This window comes from Lewinellaceae bacterium (genome assembly GCA_020636105.1).
Classification (GTDB): domain Bacteria; phylum Bacteroidota; class Bacteroidia; order Chitinophagales; family Saprospiraceae; genus BCD1.
On sequence record JACJYL010000001.1, the window covers coordinates 2,164,628 to 2,179,957 of the forward strand.

At 43.9% G+C, this 15,330-nt stretch carries 12 protein-coding genes; 4 read left to right on the top strand and 8 right to left on the bottom strand.

Features of this window, described 5'->3' with window-relative positions; translation table 11 throughout:
• Window positions 1-130 precede the first annotated feature (130 nt).
• Window positions 131-1,096, bottom strand: coding sequence for a PorP/SprF family type IX secretion system membrane protein (locus tag H6571_08005; protein MCB9323673.1), 966 nt, complete (start codon window positions 1,094-1,096; stop codon window positions 131-133).
• A 393-nt stretch (window positions 1,097-1,489) separates the two neighbouring features.
• On the opposite strand from H6571_08005, the gene H6571_08010 reads away from it, so the two are divergent.
• The gene (locus H6571_08010) at window positions 1,490-2,209 is read left to right on the top strand and encodes a hypothetical protein (protein MCB9323674.1); all 720 of its coding nucleotides are present in this window, start codon (window positions 1,490-1,492) and stop codon (window positions 2,207-2,209) included.
• 369 nt (window positions 2,210-2,578) lie between these two features.
• Here the strand turns inward: H6571_08010 and H6571_08015 are convergent, their stop codons facing one another.
• Together H6571_08015 and H6571_08020 are read right to left on the bottom strand one after the other, a co-directional pair.
• Window positions 2,579-3,460, bottom strand: a complete 882-nt coding sequence (locus H6571_08015) for a sterol desaturase family protein (protein MCB9323675.1) — start codon at window positions 3,458-3,460, stop codon at window positions 2,579-2,581.
• 88 nt (window positions 3,461-3,548) lie between these two features.
• Complete coding sequence (locus tag H6571_08020) at window positions 3,549-4,505, bottom strand: glycosyltransferase family 2 protein (GenBank protein MCB9323676.1); 957 nt, start codon at window positions 4,503-4,505, stop codon at window positions 3,549-3,551.
• A gap of 524 nt (window positions 4,506-5,029) precedes the next feature.
• Here H6571_08020 and H6571_08025 point away from each other — a divergent pair.
• Window positions 5,030-6,133, top strand: a complete 1,104-nt coding sequence (locus H6571_08025; protein MCB9323677.1) for a hypothetical protein — start codon at window positions 5,030-5,032, stop codon at window positions 6,131-6,133.
• 134 nt (window positions 6,134-6,267) lie between these two features.
• Here H6571_08025 and H6571_08030 read toward each other — a convergent pair whose 3' ends face one another.
• Together H6571_08030 and H6571_08035 are read right to left on the bottom strand one after the other, a co-directional pair.
• A complete protein-coding gene (locus tag H6571_08030; GenBank protein MCB9323678.1) occupies window positions 6,268-8,292 on the bottom strand; it encodes a urocanate hydratase in 2,025 nt (674 codons plus the stop codon).
• A gap of 134 nt (window positions 8,293-8,426) precedes the next feature.
• A complete protein-coding gene (locus H6571_08035) occupies window positions 8,427-9,503 on the bottom strand; it encodes a cysteine synthase family protein (protein ID MCB9323679.1) in 1,077 nt (358 codons plus the stop codon).
• 253 nt (window positions 9,504-9,756) lie between these two features.
• Between H6571_08035 and H6571_08040 the strand changes: the two genes are divergently transcribed.
• Window positions 9,757-10,182 (top strand): NUDIX domain-containing protein, encoded by a 426-nt coding sequence (locus tag H6571_08040; protein MCB9323680.1) that lies wholly within the window; start codon window positions 9,757-9,759, stop codon window positions 10,180-10,182.
• A 93-nt stretch (window positions 10,183-10,275) separates the two neighbouring features.
• Here the strand turns inward: H6571_08040 and H6571_08045 are convergent, their stop codons facing one another.
• From H6571_08045 to H6571_08055, 3 genes are all read right to left on the bottom strand, one after another.
• Window positions 10,276-10,674, bottom strand: a complete 399-nt coding sequence (locus H6571_08045; protein ID MCB9323681.1) for a hypothetical protein — start codon at window positions 10,672-10,674, stop codon at window positions 10,276-10,278.
• Between the two features lie 112 nt (window positions 10,675-10,786).
• Window positions 10,787-11,746 (bottom strand): N-acetylmuramoyl-L-alanine amidase, encoded by a 960-nt coding sequence (locus H6571_08050; protein MCB9323682.1) that lies wholly within the window; start codon window positions 11,744-11,746, stop codon window positions 10,787-10,789.
• A 327-nt stretch (window positions 11,747-12,073) separates the two neighbouring features.
• Window positions 12,074-12,445 carry a hypothetical protein gene (locus H6571_08055; GenBank protein MCB9323683.1) on the bottom strand — a complete coding sequence of 124 codons (372 nt, stop codon included), beginning with the start codon at window positions 12,443-12,445 and terminating at the stop codon, window positions 12,074-12,076.
• A gap of 177 nt (window positions 12,446-12,622) precedes the next feature.
• On the opposite strand from H6571_08055, the gene H6571_08060 reads away from it, so the two are divergent.
• Complete coding sequence (locus H6571_08060; protein MCB9323684.1) at window positions 12,623-15,325, top strand: PD-(D/E)XK nuclease family protein; 2,703 nt, start codon at window positions 12,623-12,625, stop codon at window positions 15,323-15,325.
• The last annotated feature ends 5 nt before the right edge of the window (window positions 15,326-15,330 follow it).

Consider the following 15,330-nt stretch of genomic DNA (forward strand, 5'->3'; position numbering starts at 1 on the left):
GCAATGAAAATCTGCTATGACGCCACAAAATTAGTTTTTTCTGTCGATGTTCAAAGAAACTGCCAACAAAAAAAAATGTACACTGAAATGCAAAACAAGACTTTTAACACAAATCATGCCCCTGCTGTACTCACAAATGCCGGGGATTGTAAATGATCTTTGGAAGTCTTCCTTTACCAATACTTTGGTCAAGATTATACGTAATTTGTATCTCATGAGAGCCGCTGCTGGCATTCCTGAGTTTTGACAAACTCAGATCGTACGCATAGGCCACCCGGAGTTTCTCATTTAAGGTAAACCCGCCCATGAGCGCTAAAGCATCAATTGTTTGAACACTGTATCCTCTAAACGATGCCCCTCCAAAAATATTGCCGTTATAATTAACCAGGCAGGAAAGGTAGGTCTGTATCTCCCTGGCATCTGTCCTGATTGAAATAGATGGGTGAACGCTCAACGTACTGTTCATCTCAAAATGCGCCCCAGCACTCATATAATAATGCCTGACGAGCTTTAGGCTGACCCCATCCTGTGCACTACTGCCTTCGTTTATATTCTGGATAGCAATCCCGCCTTCCAGTTTTTCAGTTTGGTAATAAAAGCCCAGGTTGACGGTGGGTATGGTAAGACTTATGTTAGTGGTGGGAAGAATGTCATCATTGTGGGTAAAATTGCCGGGTTCATTATAAGTACCTTCCGGGGTCAGCAGTTTGCTGCCATCCAGCGAGCGGGAAACGACGCCGGCAGAAAGGCCTCCCGACAAAATTCCATCCCCCAGGAATAATTGATAATCGTAGGCCAGCATTCCCTTGATCCCCTGCTCTGCTCCGAGGGTCTCATTTTCCAGCTTAATGCCTATCCCGCTACTGAAAATATACAAAGGCATATGGGCATTAACCTGTTGGGTACGGGGCTGTCCGGGCAAACCTACCCATTGACTCCTTATGGTCGCGGTCATGATGAGCGAGGGTTGCAATCCGGCATAGGCAGGGTTTGAGCTAAAGGGATCCAGCATTTCCAGGCTGTACTGAGGCAATTGTTGTGCGAGCAAAAACTGGCAAAAAAAAGTGCCGGCGATTATCAGAAAGGTGCGCTTCATCGGGATAATTTTTCTATAATTGTGCTGTAATTTAGTGAATTCCGGAGAAAAAGGAAAGCTGGACAGGTTTTTTGTCCGGAAATTACCATAAGAATTAAACTCCAATGCAGCAATTTAGTTCAATGCAGTGTCTTCAGGCAAGGGGATCCATAATCTTCTGCTTCAGCCCCGGTCCTTGCAAAAAAATGATCTGACAGATTCGTTTAATGACCTAAACCAATGATTAAGTCGTTTTTTTAGTTAACATATTAGGAACGATAAAAAAACAAATTGACATCTTTAATCTTGTAAATCACTGAAAATCAGTGCTTTTAAATTTTAAATTTATCATTTTACATTTTCCTTATGGGTACACTCAATTTTTATCCTTTTAAATTTAAAAAATTAAGCAAAATGAAAAGAGCAGGTATTTTATTTTTATTTCTGGCCATAACGGTGGGCGCTAATGCTCAAATGTGGATGGAGATCGGAGCTAAAGGTATGTACGGATTCAAGGGCTTTTATAATGATAATATCATCAATGACCGGGATCACGAATACAAAATAAGCCCGGGTTATGCTTACGGCGGTCTTATTAATATCAATTTCGCAGATCGTCATGGCTTCATCATTGAGGGACTCCTGGCCGAAAATACCCAGAAATTCAACTACGATCTCGGAGGTTCTCTCCAAACCGCCAGTGAAGTAAAATGGTCAACAGTAGACGGGTACCTGATGTATCGTGCTTACAACAACACTTCATTCCTTGAGATTGGTCCGAAAATCTCCATTGTAAAATCGATTGACCAAACGCCGAATCCGCTGAACATTTGGGACATCCCAAAGCAATATAATGAGCAATACTGGTCCGCTGCTATTGGTTTTGGAGGGATGATCTTGGGGTCTGAATTCTTTACCCTTAAAATGGGACTTCGTTTCGAATATGCCCTTGGAGATCTCGTGGGCAGTGAAGGAGAAAAAAATAATTTCCCTGCTTATTATGTTGCCTATGATAGCTACAAAGCATCACATCCGTTCAGCGCCATGCTAAACATGGAACTCAACTTTGCCATTGGAGCCGTAGCTCGTGCCCAGTGCGGAAGAAGGAGATTTATCTTCGGATCAGGTTACTAGGAAATATAAACCCTGCCTGCAGACGTTGGAGGCAGGTGTAAAATGTAAAATGTAAAATGTAAAATGCAGAATGTAAAACCGACCAAAGGGAAATCCCGGCACTTTGTGCCTAGGACAGGTTCCCGCCGGAAGCCTGCAACGCACACAAAGTGTTGGTGGGAAACACGTAGTGTCGGGATGTAAAAGCAGCAGGTTTGAGCTGGCAGGGATTTCTTATAAAAAGCAAAAACCGTTTATATCCGTCAAATTCGTTCCATCTGTGTTCTATCGGTTCAGAATAGAACACGGATGGAACGGATAAAACGAATTAAAACCTGACGGCTATGACATGCATGTGTCGGGATTCAGCTACTATACCAAAGTTCTCTTTTACATTTTACTTTTTCCTTTCTTTAGGTATTCCGCTCTTAACTGCTCACTGGTCTTTCTCGATCCGTCAGGGCTCCATCCCGGAGGGCCAAAAACATAGCCTATGGCATTACGAAAGGATCCGGACTTAATTGCATCTGTAATCAGACTCCCCCACTCCATAAAGGCGATCTTCACCGGATTGAAGGTATTTATGTTTTTTACCAATCCGTAATTCGGGTGTTCTTCTTCTACCTGAAAGGTACCAAACAACCGATCCCATATTATAAAAATCCCCGCATGATTGCGGTCAAGGTATTTAGGATCCGAAGCATGATGCACTCGGTGATGGGAAGGTGTATTAAAAAGAAATTCTATGGGGCGGGGTAGTTTGTCAATCGCCTCCGTATGGATCCAAAACTGGTACAACAGGCTGATGGATTGCTGCAACATCACCCATACCGGATGAAATCCGATCAAGGGAAGCCACAACCAGAAAATAAATCCGCCCGTAAGGTCGCCCGTCCAGGTTTGCCGGAGTGCCGTGCCCAGGTTATAATGTCTTGAGGAATGGTGGACCACATGCGAGGCCCAGAAATAACGGCTTTGGTGGGATATCCTGTGAAACCAGTAATAAGAAAGATCTTCCCCAAAAACAAGCAGTAACCATGCCCACCAGGTGGATTCGATCTCAAAAATATGATAATGATACACCAGGGAATAAGCTCCAAAAACGATGGCTTTTCCCACCAGCCCGACGATGACGCTTCCGATACCCATGGCCAGGCTGCTCGAGGTGTCTTTTGCCTCAAACCATTGTTTTTGATAACGTGCGGAAAACCAGACTTCCAGCAATAATAAAAGGATAAATCCCGGTATGGCGTATATGACAATATCGTTCATGATTTTTATTTTCAATCGTTTGCTATTATTATAATTTCATTTTTTTAATTTATTAATGCTTAAATGAAGTTCTATAAAGTGGAGTTCCTCACATCTCCTCATCAACATTGGAGCTTTCCACAATATACATGGGGCGATTGATGATATTTTTGTTCATGCGGCTGATGTATTCGCCTATGATGCCGATGGAAATGAGCTGGACTCCGCCGATGAACATAGAACTGATGATGAGGGAAGTCCATCCGGTAATGGTTCTGTTTAATACAAAATGGGCATAAGTGGCGTAAAGGATGATGAGAAAAGAGATCAGCGATATGGAAAACCCCAGTTTGGTGACCAGGGAAAGGGGTTTGTCTGAAAAACTGGTGATGCCGTCGAGGGCGAAGCGGAGCATTTTGCCGAAAGAATAGCCCGTTTTTCCGTGTTTCCTTTTCTCTCTTGAAAACAATACTTCTGTTTGGTTAAAACCCAGCCAGGCGATCTGCCCCCGGAGGAATTTGTTCTGTTCCGGCATTTGTTTGAGGTAATCCACGATCTTGCGGTCGATCAGGCGAAAATCTCCTGTGTCTACCGGGATATCAATTGAAGTGAGCCTTTTCATGATCCGGTAGAAGATTTTAGCGGTGGCCTTTTTGAACAGGCTTTCGCCTTCCCGTTCCACTCTTTTGGCATACACGACTTCAAAACCTTCCTTGTATTTGGCATAAAGTTCGGGAATCACCTCCGGCGGATCCTGGAGGTCGCCGTCGATGATGACTACGGCCTTGCCCCGACAGGAATCCAGTCCGGCCGTGACAGCGATCTGGTGGCCGAAATTGCGGCTGAAATTGATGTAAAACACGCTTGGGTCCGATCTGGACAGTTTCAGTAACTCCAGGAAAGAATGGTCTTTGCTGCCGTCATTGATGAAGATCAGTTCATGGTTGGCCGTAATGGAAACGGCGGCCTGCTTCAACCTTTGGTAGAGTTCCCCAATGGTTTGCTCTTCATTGTAGATGGGGATGATGACGGAGAGGTCAGGGCTGTATTTCTTGTTTTCTTTCATAAGACACTTCTATATTCATATCTTCAGCTTTCGGACAATCAGGTTATTGGAATTCTTTTACAAAATAGCTAACTCGAAGGGTGAAATTAACATCTTTTACAAAATTTGAGTTGATTTATACCTCAGCTTTTAAGAACTATAATTAATATTACATTTTTGATCTATTATTCACTCTAATCAAACAAAATGGTAAACAATCTCGATTTTTCAATTTCTGAAAAACCCATAAAGTTTTTAGTTTGGATTACTTTCATTGTCCTTTTTTTGCTGGCTTCCATTTTTTATATGGAAAGAACCTTAATAATGGACGCTTCCTTTCAGGGTTTTTCTCTAATAATCCGAGGTGATTTTGCCATTCAGGAGAATAGATTTGGGGCTGTTCTGGTTCAAATTTTTCCTTTGATCGCTTCAAAAATTAAACTGCCTTTACAAACAGTCTTATTAACTTACTCATTATCATATGTTATTGAGGCATTTGTATGCTTTCTAATCCTCTGGGCGGGGGGGGGGCAAAAAATCAAAAGATGGGTTTGGCCATTGTCTTGTTCCTGACTTTGCTGGTTAGCCATACCTTTTACTGGGCACAATCCGAATTATTACAGGCCATCGTTTTAGTATTGTTTTTCTACGGAGTTGTTATGAAATTGATGCCGCTTAAAGGATGGCATTTAATCATTCTAACCCCGCTTACTCCAGTAATAATATTTTTGCACCCATTAATTTTCATTCCTTTTTTATTTTTATGGCTCTTTATTTTACTTTCAAATAAATTCCCTAAAAACATTTGGTATTATGCCATATTTGTAATTTTTGTAATTACATTATTTGTAAAACATTTTTGGATACCAACTGGTGCATATGATAACAAAAGTTATGGGAATGCAGATGGGATTTTTTCGCGGTTATTTGACGTTTTTGGCAAAAAAAGTTCTCGGGATTTTTTACATTATTGCCTGACAGATTATTTCTTCATTTTACCCCTTTTTGTATTTATAAACTATTATTATATCAAATATAAAAACTGGCTAAAATTAGTTTTATTTCTGTCTTTCTTCTTGGGGTATTTTGAACTGATCAACCTATCCTATCATTGGGGTATTTCACAATTTCATGTTGAGAGTTTTTACAGAGTATTTGTTGTGTTTTTAGTGATTCCCTTAATTTTTGATATTTGGGATGATTTAAAATATAGAAAAGTCCTGCTCTATTTAATACCTTTCATGGTCTTCGTAAGGCTAATTAATATTACTGCCAGACACGATATTTATACAGCCAGGGTTGAATGGAATAAAGAATTACTTCAAAAAGTCAGTTCTTTTGAGGAGCGAAAATTTGTTCTACTAGAAAAAGATGCGCCGGAAAACAGACCATTGATCAGTTGGGCTACGCCCTATGTAACTTCCTTTCTATCAACATTGGAAAACCCGGACTCAACCGTAACTGTTTTATTGGTAAGCGAAAATAACAAGAACTATCAAGAGCATTTATCTGAACAAAAATTGTTTTTAGGCCCTTGGGGTCCTTTATTGATACCTCGGTTTAAACAAAACTACTTTCATTTTGATACGACGGGGATTTACCGGGTACTGAAAAAAGAAGATTTGAAATATGATACGATGATGAAATGATGAATGATAAGTAATGAACCAAGAGAATTCATTCTACACTGGGAGGGAAACCACCAAGTGAAATGCTCAATTTTTTGAGAGCTTAAAAATGTAGTATTTTAATATCTCGGTGTCTAATATCGTGAGGAAGTCCATCACTCCTCAATCAACCTGTCAATCACCTCATCATCCGCAATATTCGGAATAGTAATTTTCAACTCAGGCGTTGTTTCCATGGCCCGTTTAGCCGAGAAAATCGCTCCTTCGTTCCTGGCCCAGCTGCGTCGGGCGATGCCGTTGTTCACATCCCAGAACAGCATGGACTGCAATCTCCTTTCCGCATCTTCGCTGCCGTCCAGCAACATGCCGAACCCGCCATTGATGACTTCTCCCCAACCTACGCCACCGCCATTATGGATAGAAACCCAGGTCGCCCCGCGGAAGGAATCACCGATGACGTTGTGGATGGCCATATCTGCCGTGAACATAGAACCGTCATAAATATTGGCCGTTTCCCGGAAAGGGGAATCCGTTCCTGAAACATCGTGGTGGTCGCGGCCGAGGACTACGCCTCCCTTGAGTTCCCCCCGCGAAATGGCATCGTTGAAGGCTTTGGCAATTTTGATGCGGCCTTCGGCATCGGCATAAAGGATCCTGGATTTGGAGCCCACGATAGGAAGGTTTTCCATAGCGGCATTGATCCAGTTGAGGTTGTCGTGCAGCTGGCTTTGAATTTCTTCCGGGGCTTCGGTGATCATCTCCTCGATGACTTTTCCGGCGATTTTATCCGTCAGTTCCAGGTCTTCTTTCAGTCCTGACATACACACCCAACGGAATGGCCCGAAGCCAAAGTCAAAACACATGGGCCCCATGATGTCTTCCACGTAGGAAGGGTATTTGTATTTGCCCTCGGCTTCATTTTTCCAGATATCAGCCCCCGCATCCCCGGCTTGCTTGAGAAAAGCATTGCCGTAATCCCAGAAGTACATCCCTTTTTCGGTCAGTTTATTGATGGCGTTGACGTGGCGGTGCAGGGTTTCTTTCACCGCTTTCATAAAGGCGGGTTTGTCGGTTGACAACAATTCTTCCGCTTCTGCAAAAGAATAGCCTACGGGGCAGTAGCCCAGGTCGTCAATGTTGTGGAGGGAAGTCTGGTCGGAACCCAGTTCCACAAAAATATTCTCTTCCACACATTTTTCCCAGAGGGCAACAATATTGCCTTCGTAAACCAGGGCCACCGCTTCCTTATTGTTCCGGCATTCCTCGATTCTGGCCAGCAGGGCATCCAGGTCAGTAAAAACATCTTCTGCCCGAATATACCCGTCGGTTACCCGCTGTTGCACTGCATCGGGATCCACTTCTGCAATGACGCCCACGGCGCCGGCAATGATGGCCGCCTTGGATTGGGCGCCCGACATGCCACCGAGGCCGGAGGTGATGAAAAGTTTGCCGCGCAACCCGTCGGCACCCATTTTTTTGAGTCGCCCTGCGTTGAGCAGGGTAATGGTCGTTCCGTGCACGATGCCCTGTGGGCCGATATACATGAAAGAACCGGCGGTCATTTGTCCATAGGAGGTGACGCCCAGCGCATTGTATTTATTCCAGTCTTCTTTTTTGGAATAATTGGGGATCATCATGCCATTGGTGACGACCACGCGGGGCGCATCTTTATGAGAAGGGAACAATCCCATCGGGTGGCCGGAATACAACACCAGGGTTTGTGTCTCCGTCATTTCCGAAAGGTATTTCATGGTGAGCAGATACTGTGCCCAGTTTTGGAAAACGGCTCCGTTCCCGCCGTAAGTGATGAGTTCGTGTGGGTGTTTGGCCACTTTATGATCGAGGTTGTTTTGGATCATGAGCATGATGGCGGCGGCCTGTTGACAGCGAGCCGGGTAATCGCCAATCGGACGGGCATACATTTCGTAGTCGGGGAGGAAACGGTACATGTAAATGCGGCCATAAGTATTGAGTTCCTCCGCAAACTCTTTGGCCAGCACCTCATGGTGTTTCGGATCGAAATAGCGCAGGGCATTTTTGATGGCCAGTTTTTTTTCTTTGGTGGTTAAGACTCCTTCAATCACCCTTCTTGGGGCATGGCTGACATGGTGGTCATAAGGTTTTGCTTCTGGTAATTCGGAGGGAATGCCTTGTTTTATTTGTTGCTGGAAAGATGTCATTGTGCATTTGTTTAATTCTACTGCAAAGGTAGTAGCTGAAATATAAAATGCAGAAGGAAAAATATAAAAAGGTTAAATAAAAAAAGCCCGCCACGGGAAGCGGCAGGCTTTTTATTTATGATCTTAGGACACTATTAGCGGGTTACCCTGAAATAGCGACCGTATTTTCTTCGGTAAACTTTATAAATCCTTTTCAACTTGGTGTAGCTGTAAGGAGATTCTTCTTCTTCTGTAGCGGGCATAAACCCTTGTTGTTTCATCCATTCATCGTTATAGATTTTTCCGAGATAACGGCTACCGTGATCCGGGAACAAAGCGACGACGACATCAGTAGGTTTGAGCTGGTCTTTTATTTTAAAAACAGCTTCGAGGGCTGCCCCGCTTGAATATCCGAGCAGGAGGCCTTCCTTTCTGGCCATGGAGCGCGCGCGCTGGGCACTTTTTCGGTCTGTAACTTTGATGAAATCATCGAGAAGGTCGAAATTGACGTTATCGGGGATGATGGTTTTGCCCAATCCTTCCACTTTCCATGGGTAGATCTCTCCTTCGTCGAATTCTCCTGTTTCCCAAAAATGTTTCAGTACGGAACCATAAGCATCTACACCAATAATCTTGATGTCAGGGTTTTTCTCTTTGAGATATTGAGCTGTACCTGAAAGGGTACCGCCGGTTCCTGCGCAACAAACATAGTGCGTTATGCGGCCTTCCGTTTGTTTCCAGATTTCAGGCCCTGTAGAATAGTAATGAGCCTTTGAATTATCCAGGTTAAAATTTTGTCTCAGGTAATAAGCACCCGGGATTTCTTCCGCCAGTTGCTCCGCACGGGAATAGTAGGATTGAGGATCCTCAGGTTCCGCATCCGCAGGACAAATAACGACTTCGGCACCTAAAGCACGAAGCAGGGAGAGTTTTTCCTGTGAGGCTTTGCTGGTGACCGTGAGCACACATTTGTAGCCTTTCAGCGCGGCCACCATGGCCAGACTGTACCCGGTGTTTCCGGAAGTAGCTTCAACAATAGTGGTTCCGGGCTTGAGCTTGCCTTGTTTTTCCGCCTGTTCAACCATATAAAGCGCAATGCGATCCTTGGCTGACTGACCGGGATTGAAGGCCTCCACTTTGCCCAATACTTTGGCGGGAATGCTTTCACATACTCTCCTAAGTTCAATCAAAGGAGTGTTGCCGATAGTTGCTAAAACGTTTTTCGAATACATAAGCTGATATTTTCATTAAAACTTGTTCACCCTAAATATAGAATAGAACTGAGGTAAATTTAAAATGTGAACAGTTATCCCGGTTACAAATAGTTATACAAATTTGCATAAATTTCTATTTGAGTAGCTGGTATTAATGCAATATTAAGCATGAAGAAGCGAAAATAAAAGTAATTTGGCTTTTTCAAAAATAGCAATTTTTTTAAACGATTGATTATCAATGCTTTTTGTTAATTTAAAGAAATTCTAAATAATGCCCGATTTTAAAATATCGTTAAAAGCACGATTAATCCTGTATCATAAAGGAAAAATTCTTTTGTTAAAACAAACCAAGCCCAATGGAGGCAATTATACGCTGGTAGGAGGGAATGTTGAAAGCCGCGAATATGCATTGGAAGCCCTGATACGGGAGAGTTACGAAGAAGCAGGGATTATCATCCGGGAAAAGGATTTGTCTCTGGTTCACGTAATGCAAAAAAATAAAGGAAAAGAGCAGCGAGTTGTTTTGTATTTTAAGGCAAAGAAATGGGAAGGGGAGATTGAGTCCAGGGAGCCTCATAAATTTGCTGATGTAAAATGGTTTCCGCTCGATGAACTTCCCAGGAACATTACGGGCACCGTTAAACAGGCGCTCAAAGCTTACCGGAATGGAATCATGTATTCTCAAATGGATAAATAGTATTTTTGAAATCACAGGTTATCCATACGTACATAAAAAAATCCCGAATCCTGCCACTTGACAAAATCCGGGATTTTTTTATTTTTTACGGTTCTATTTTGTCTTCACTTTTCCTTTGCCTGAGCAGGAGCTTTTATCTCCACCAGCGCAACATCCTGATTTAGCGCCTTCTGCTTTTGATCCACAGCTTGCTTTGGCGGCATCAGAACAACCTGCACCGTGAGCGGGCATGGTGCCAAAAGAACCTGTGGCTGCATTAAAAGTCACTTTGGTCAAAGTCACTTTACCCGTTTCTTCGGCAGTAGTTTTTTTGTAGTAAGTTTTTGTACCTGAGTGTTCGCAGGTTTTAACAACAATTGATGCATCAGCGGCGGCGGCTTTGTCTGCAGCTGCCATTACAGTGGCTTCATTAGAAGTTGAAGCAGTCTGAGCGTTAGAATAATTAAGAGCGAAGGCACCGAAAAATGCGAGGAGTAAAATGAACTTCTTCATCGGATTTTAATTTTATGAATTTAAAAAATGATTACCATCAGCAAAAATAAGCTTTTTTCTCAAATGATGTGTTACCGAAACCTTAAGATCTTGTTAATTACCGGACAATGGGTTAAATTCCATTTTCTTCAATCTCGAGAATAGCCGCCACATGAGCGTCTGCAATTTTCTGGCGCACTTCATCTGTTATCAGTTTAGCGGCTTCTTTTTTATTGTTGTAGAAGCCGTTCTCCGTCAGCACAGAGACCATTTTGGTTTTTCGCAACACGTAAAACTGTTTGTCTGGCTTGGATTTTATATGCCTGTTTTGAAATCCCGTTTTTTCAAGGAGGTGCTTTTGAAAAATACTCGCGATTTTTTGTCCTTTTTTACTATTGTGGAAAAACCAGGTTTCAATACCGCTGATGTTGTCTGCCGCCCATGAAGTGCTGCTGGCTGCAGGGGCCGCATTGGAATGCACAGACAGGAAAATTTTTGGAAGGTCTGATTTTTTATTATTGGCGCGGTTGACACGTCCCTCAAGAAAGTTATCCGTATCCACTTCGGGCACCACGTTGAAATATTTTACTCCGATCACTTCCAGTTGTTTAATGATACGGGCAACGATATTCCGATTGAATTCGTATTCAAAAAACTGGGTCTCCCCGTCATCAAAAACAGGAGATCGTTTCCCCGGGGTTTTACTTCCATGGCCATTGTCGAGACACCAAAGGTACCTGGGAGTATGGGTAGTAGCCGGTGTAGGTTCCGAATCTGTAACAGGTACCGGATCTGGTTCTGGTTCTGGTTCCGGGTCAGGCACTGCAGGTACCGGTTCCGGAACAATTTCTACAATGGGGTCGGTAACCTCTTCAAAAAGATCTGCATCGAATTCAGGTCCTTTATCATCCGGAGGAATGATGACTGATTCCATTTCATTGGAGACCATGACAATCGTATCCGGTTTGATTTCTGCGGCATCCTGAGGTGCATTGGTGAGTGCTTCCGTTTCAATTTTGGTGGGCGTTTTTTTCCCTCCACCGAAAATGGAACTGAAAAGCAGCTTTATGGCGTCAATAATTTTTTTAAACATGATTGGGTTTTTGATTGTGGTTCAAAATTGTTCTTCAAAGATATAATTTTAAGCTGAATTGTGTGGCACTCTTTTTAGGAAACAATGGAAAAAAGGCAAAAGGATAAAGGGGCGTAAGGACGTAGAGGCAAAAGGTAAAAGGACAGAATGATGAAAGGATTAAGGTTTTTTTGCGGAATAGCAGGTCATGCCCGGGCATTTGTCCAATTAAGTAATCCGATTAGAATGATAGGCCCTGCAGGAACAGTACGCTCCTGAACAGGGCATTTGTCAGATAAAGCCAGGGGATCAAAAAATAAGCAAAACTTTATGTCCGGAGACCCCGCGTCAGGTGAGGAGTTCAACGATACCCCATACCAGTAGTCCAACCCCGGCGAGAGCCAGTAATGTTGCTGTAAGCGGGATGATGCCTGCCAGGGAAATGATCAATGCTACCACCCCCAGGGCAATGGCGAGGGCCAGCAATATTAGTCCGACAATTACCAGTCCGGCTCCGCTGGTACTGGATTTTTTAGCAAGCCGCTTTTCCAACTTCTGGGCACGTTTTTCCATCCGTGCTTGCTTTTGCAATGCTTTTTTGTGGGGTTGAGTAACGGAAGTAGGCGTTGTATTCCTGTTGACAGGATGGACGGCCATTGCCGTTGTTGCAGCGGCCATAAATACCAGGGAGAAAATAAAAAGTACAATAGTTTTTTTCATCTGTTTAATTTTTATGATTTGGTATAAAGATGCAAAAAAAGTATGGGTAACCCCTATCCGGGATTTTAAAAAATACGGATTAAATATCAGAGTTAGTTTAATAAAATCTTAAGTTTACGGAAAGAAACAAATGACTCCGTTACATTTACGCGGATACAAATTTTCTGTTTTTTGACTATGGCGATGACTATATTTTTCGGACTGGCTTTTGATGATCGTGTATATCCGACAGGAGAGGTGACTACCGGGGGGATTCTGTTTGCCGGATCCGAAAAATTGTTGCGTTTCCTGGAGCGGCATCTTGGGTTGGCGCATCCCCAGAGAGACACGGAACACCTTCGCATTGAACAATACCGGCAGGCACTGCTGACTTACCTGGAAGATCATCCTGATGTTTTTTACAAGGCTTCTTTTGAGGCCAGCCAATTTGCTACCAGCCAGGAATTACTGGCAAGAAGGGATGAACTTTTGCTCGCCGGATGGGATTTTGAGGTTGAGCATGACCCACCCATCCGACTTAAAGTACTTGCGGAAATCGAGCAGTCTTTTGCCGGCCTGCCCAGGCAACTGACAGCAGATTATGCCGATCGTTTTGTAAAAGTGATGGAAAAATTCGGTGCGGGTAAGTTACCGGTTTCGACTATTTTTCATCTAGAACCCATGGAGTTGTTGCCCGTTCATTTGCAACGATTATTCGCAGGAATGACTGAACAGGGAATTAAGATCAGTCACATTCCTTGGCCGGAAATCAGCGGTGACAGCGACCTGGCCATTTTTCGAAAAAGCCTGGTCGATCCTTCTTTTGGAAAAGCCTCCCTCAAGGGGGACAACAGCCTCCTTTTGATTAAAGGGAAAACGGAAAGCAGTATGGCTACCTGGCTGGCGCATTTCCTGAGGGCCAATGAAAATTACAGGCCTTTGTGTCTCGTGCCCGGAAAAAGTGGCACCCTGGACAATGCTTTTATCCAGGAAGGGCTTCCGGGCATGGGCATTCAATCAGCCTCTCTCGCCCGTCCTTCACTACAAATACTGAAACTAATTCCTGCGTTTTTGTGGAACCCTGCTGACCCTTTTAAAATACTCGAATTCGCTTCTTTGGCCGTCAAACCACTGGAAGACGAATTGTCCCGCAGAATTGCCGAGCAGGTGGCCGAAAAACCCGGTTTACACGGCGACAGCTGGAGAATAATGATCCATCAGTATTTTGCGGAACTGGAAGAAAAAGGACACAAAGGCATCAATGATATCCGGCATCAATACAGGTTTTGGTTTGACCGTCAGCGGTACCACATTACGGAAACCGTTCCCAAAATGGAGGTTATAGAATTGTATAGTTATCTGAAGGATTGGGCACTCACCATTTTTGAAGAACTCGGCGGAAACAATCCAACACTGATCGTATTGAGTGAACAGGCGCGGCGCATTTGTGAATTGCTACAAGCCCTTCCCGAAGAAGAATTGTCAAGCCTGCAACTTGAATATATCGTTCGTACCATTTATCAACCTGCCCCGGTACAGATTCAAAAAGAGCAGGTGGGCCGGCTCGATTATGTTCGGTTCCCCGGAGCAATAGCCGGCGACACCTCGAATTTGCTGTGGTGGAACTTTACCCAGACCGAGCAGGAACATTTTTTCTCACCCTGGTACAAACAGGAGAACCACTGGTTGGAAAAACAGGGCGTTTTTTTACAAAGCGCCTCGGATAAAAATGCCCTTTTACTGTGGCAACGAAAACAGCCGGTGCTTCGAACGCGTGATCAACTTATCCTGGTTTTGCCGGCCACCAATGAAGGCAGTGAGGTGCATCCTCATCCCCTTTTGGGAAATCTTGAAGCGCTTTTCGGCGACCTTGGTCCGATTACTTTGGATATCGATAAAGCATCCTTGCCCGACAAAATTGGACAAACTTTCAAATTACCTGAAAAAATTAAACTGGAACGCAGATGGGTAGGGGAGAAAAAAGCCTTTATTCAATTGAACGGAGACATCCTGGCCCAACAACGGGAAAAAGAAACGATCACCGGGCTCGATGCGCTTTTTTATTATCCTTACAAATGGGCCTTTCAACATAAAGCCAAATTGAGGAAGTCGCCTATCCTTAGCGTAGTTTCCGATAACAGGTTGCTCGGTAATCTCTCTCATCGTTTTTTTGAATTATTATTCGAGGATCCTGAAAAAATCAGGGAACTCGACAAAGCCGGGATTGAAAAAATGGTGGAAATGGAGATGCAGGCTTTACTGGTCAAAGAAGGCGCTGTACTGCTCATGTACGGCAGGGAACCCGAACGACTGGCGTTTATCAATAAACTCAAATACGCAGCCTGGAGCCTCGTGACGATGATCCGATCCAACGGCTGGAAAGTGGTGGGAACTGAAAAACCACTGGAAGGCAGTTTTGCGGAAATGGAAGTGAAGGGCAGGGCAGACCTGGTTTTGGAAAAAGAGAATACCTTCGCCATTGTCGATCTGAAATGGAGAGGCAGCAGCAGACGGGAGCGCGAATTAAAAAACGAAGAGGACCTTCAACTCGTGCTTTATGCCAGGTTATTGCCCTCGAAAGAGAAATGGACGCAAACCGCCTATTTTATCATAGAAAACGGGAAGATGATTGCCAGGAACCCGGAGGCTTTTAAAGAGGCTATCGCGGTGGCGCCCGATGCGAATCAGGAGGAAGTCAACAGGCGCATTATGGATCGTATGGAGGCTACCCTGCTGTGGCGAATGGGGCAGCTAAAACAAGGACTGCTCGAGATCCGTTGCAGGCATACTATTGCCGAGTTGGAAGCCACCTACGGGACTGAGCAAATGGAAATACTGGAAATGAAAGACGGGGATGCTCCGTTTGACGATTATAAAGTGCTAATCGGTTTGGTAGATTAAACAAT

Excerpts from the sequence above, each read along its gene's own strand:
- H6571_08005 (MCB9323673.1), bottom strand. The coding sequence starts at position 1,096 with ATGAAGCGCACCTTTCTGATAATCGCCGGCACTTTTTTTTGCCAGTTT.
- H6571_08010 (MCB9323674.1), top strand. The coding sequence starts at position 1,490 with ATGAAAAGAGCAGGTATTTTATTTTTATTTCTGGCCATAACGGTGGGC.
- H6571_08015 (MCB9323675.1), bottom strand. The coding sequence starts at position 3,460 with ATGAACGATATTGTCATATACGCCATACCGGGATTTATCCTTTTATTA.
- H6571_08020 (MCB9323676.1), bottom strand. The coding sequence starts at position 4,505 with ATGAAAGAAAACAAGAAATACAGCCCTGACCTCTCCGTCATCATCCCC.
- H6571_08025 (MCB9323677.1), top strand. The coding sequence starts at position 5,030 with ATGGGTTTGGCCATTGTCTTGTTCCTGACTTTGCTGGTTAGCCATACC.
- H6571_08030 (MCB9323678.1), bottom strand. The coding sequence starts at position 8,292 with ATGACATCTTTCCAGCAACAAATAAAACAAGGCATTCCCTCCGAATTA.
- H6571_08035 (MCB9323679.1), bottom strand. The coding sequence starts at position 9,503 with ATGTATTCGAAAAACGTTTTAGCAACTATCGGCAACACTCCTTTGATT.
- H6571_08040 (MCB9323680.1), top strand. The coding sequence starts at position 9,757 with ATGCCCGATTTTAAAATATCGTTAAAAGCACGATTAATCCTGTATCAT.
- H6571_08045 (MCB9323681.1), bottom strand. The coding sequence starts at position 10,674 with ATGAAGAAGTTCATTTTACTCCTCGCATTTTTCGGTGCCTTCGCTCTT.
- H6571_08050 (MCB9323682.1), bottom strand. The coding sequence starts at position 11,746 with ATGTTTAAAAAAATTATTGACGCCATAAAGCTGCTTTTCAGTTCCATT.
- H6571_08055 (MCB9323683.1), bottom strand. The coding sequence starts at position 12,445 with ATGAAAAAAACTATTGTACTTTTTATTTTCTCCCTGGTATTTATGGCC.
- H6571_08060 (MCB9323684.1), top strand. The coding sequence starts at position 12,623 with ATGGCGATGACTATATTTTTCGGACTGGCTTTTGATGATCGTGTATAT.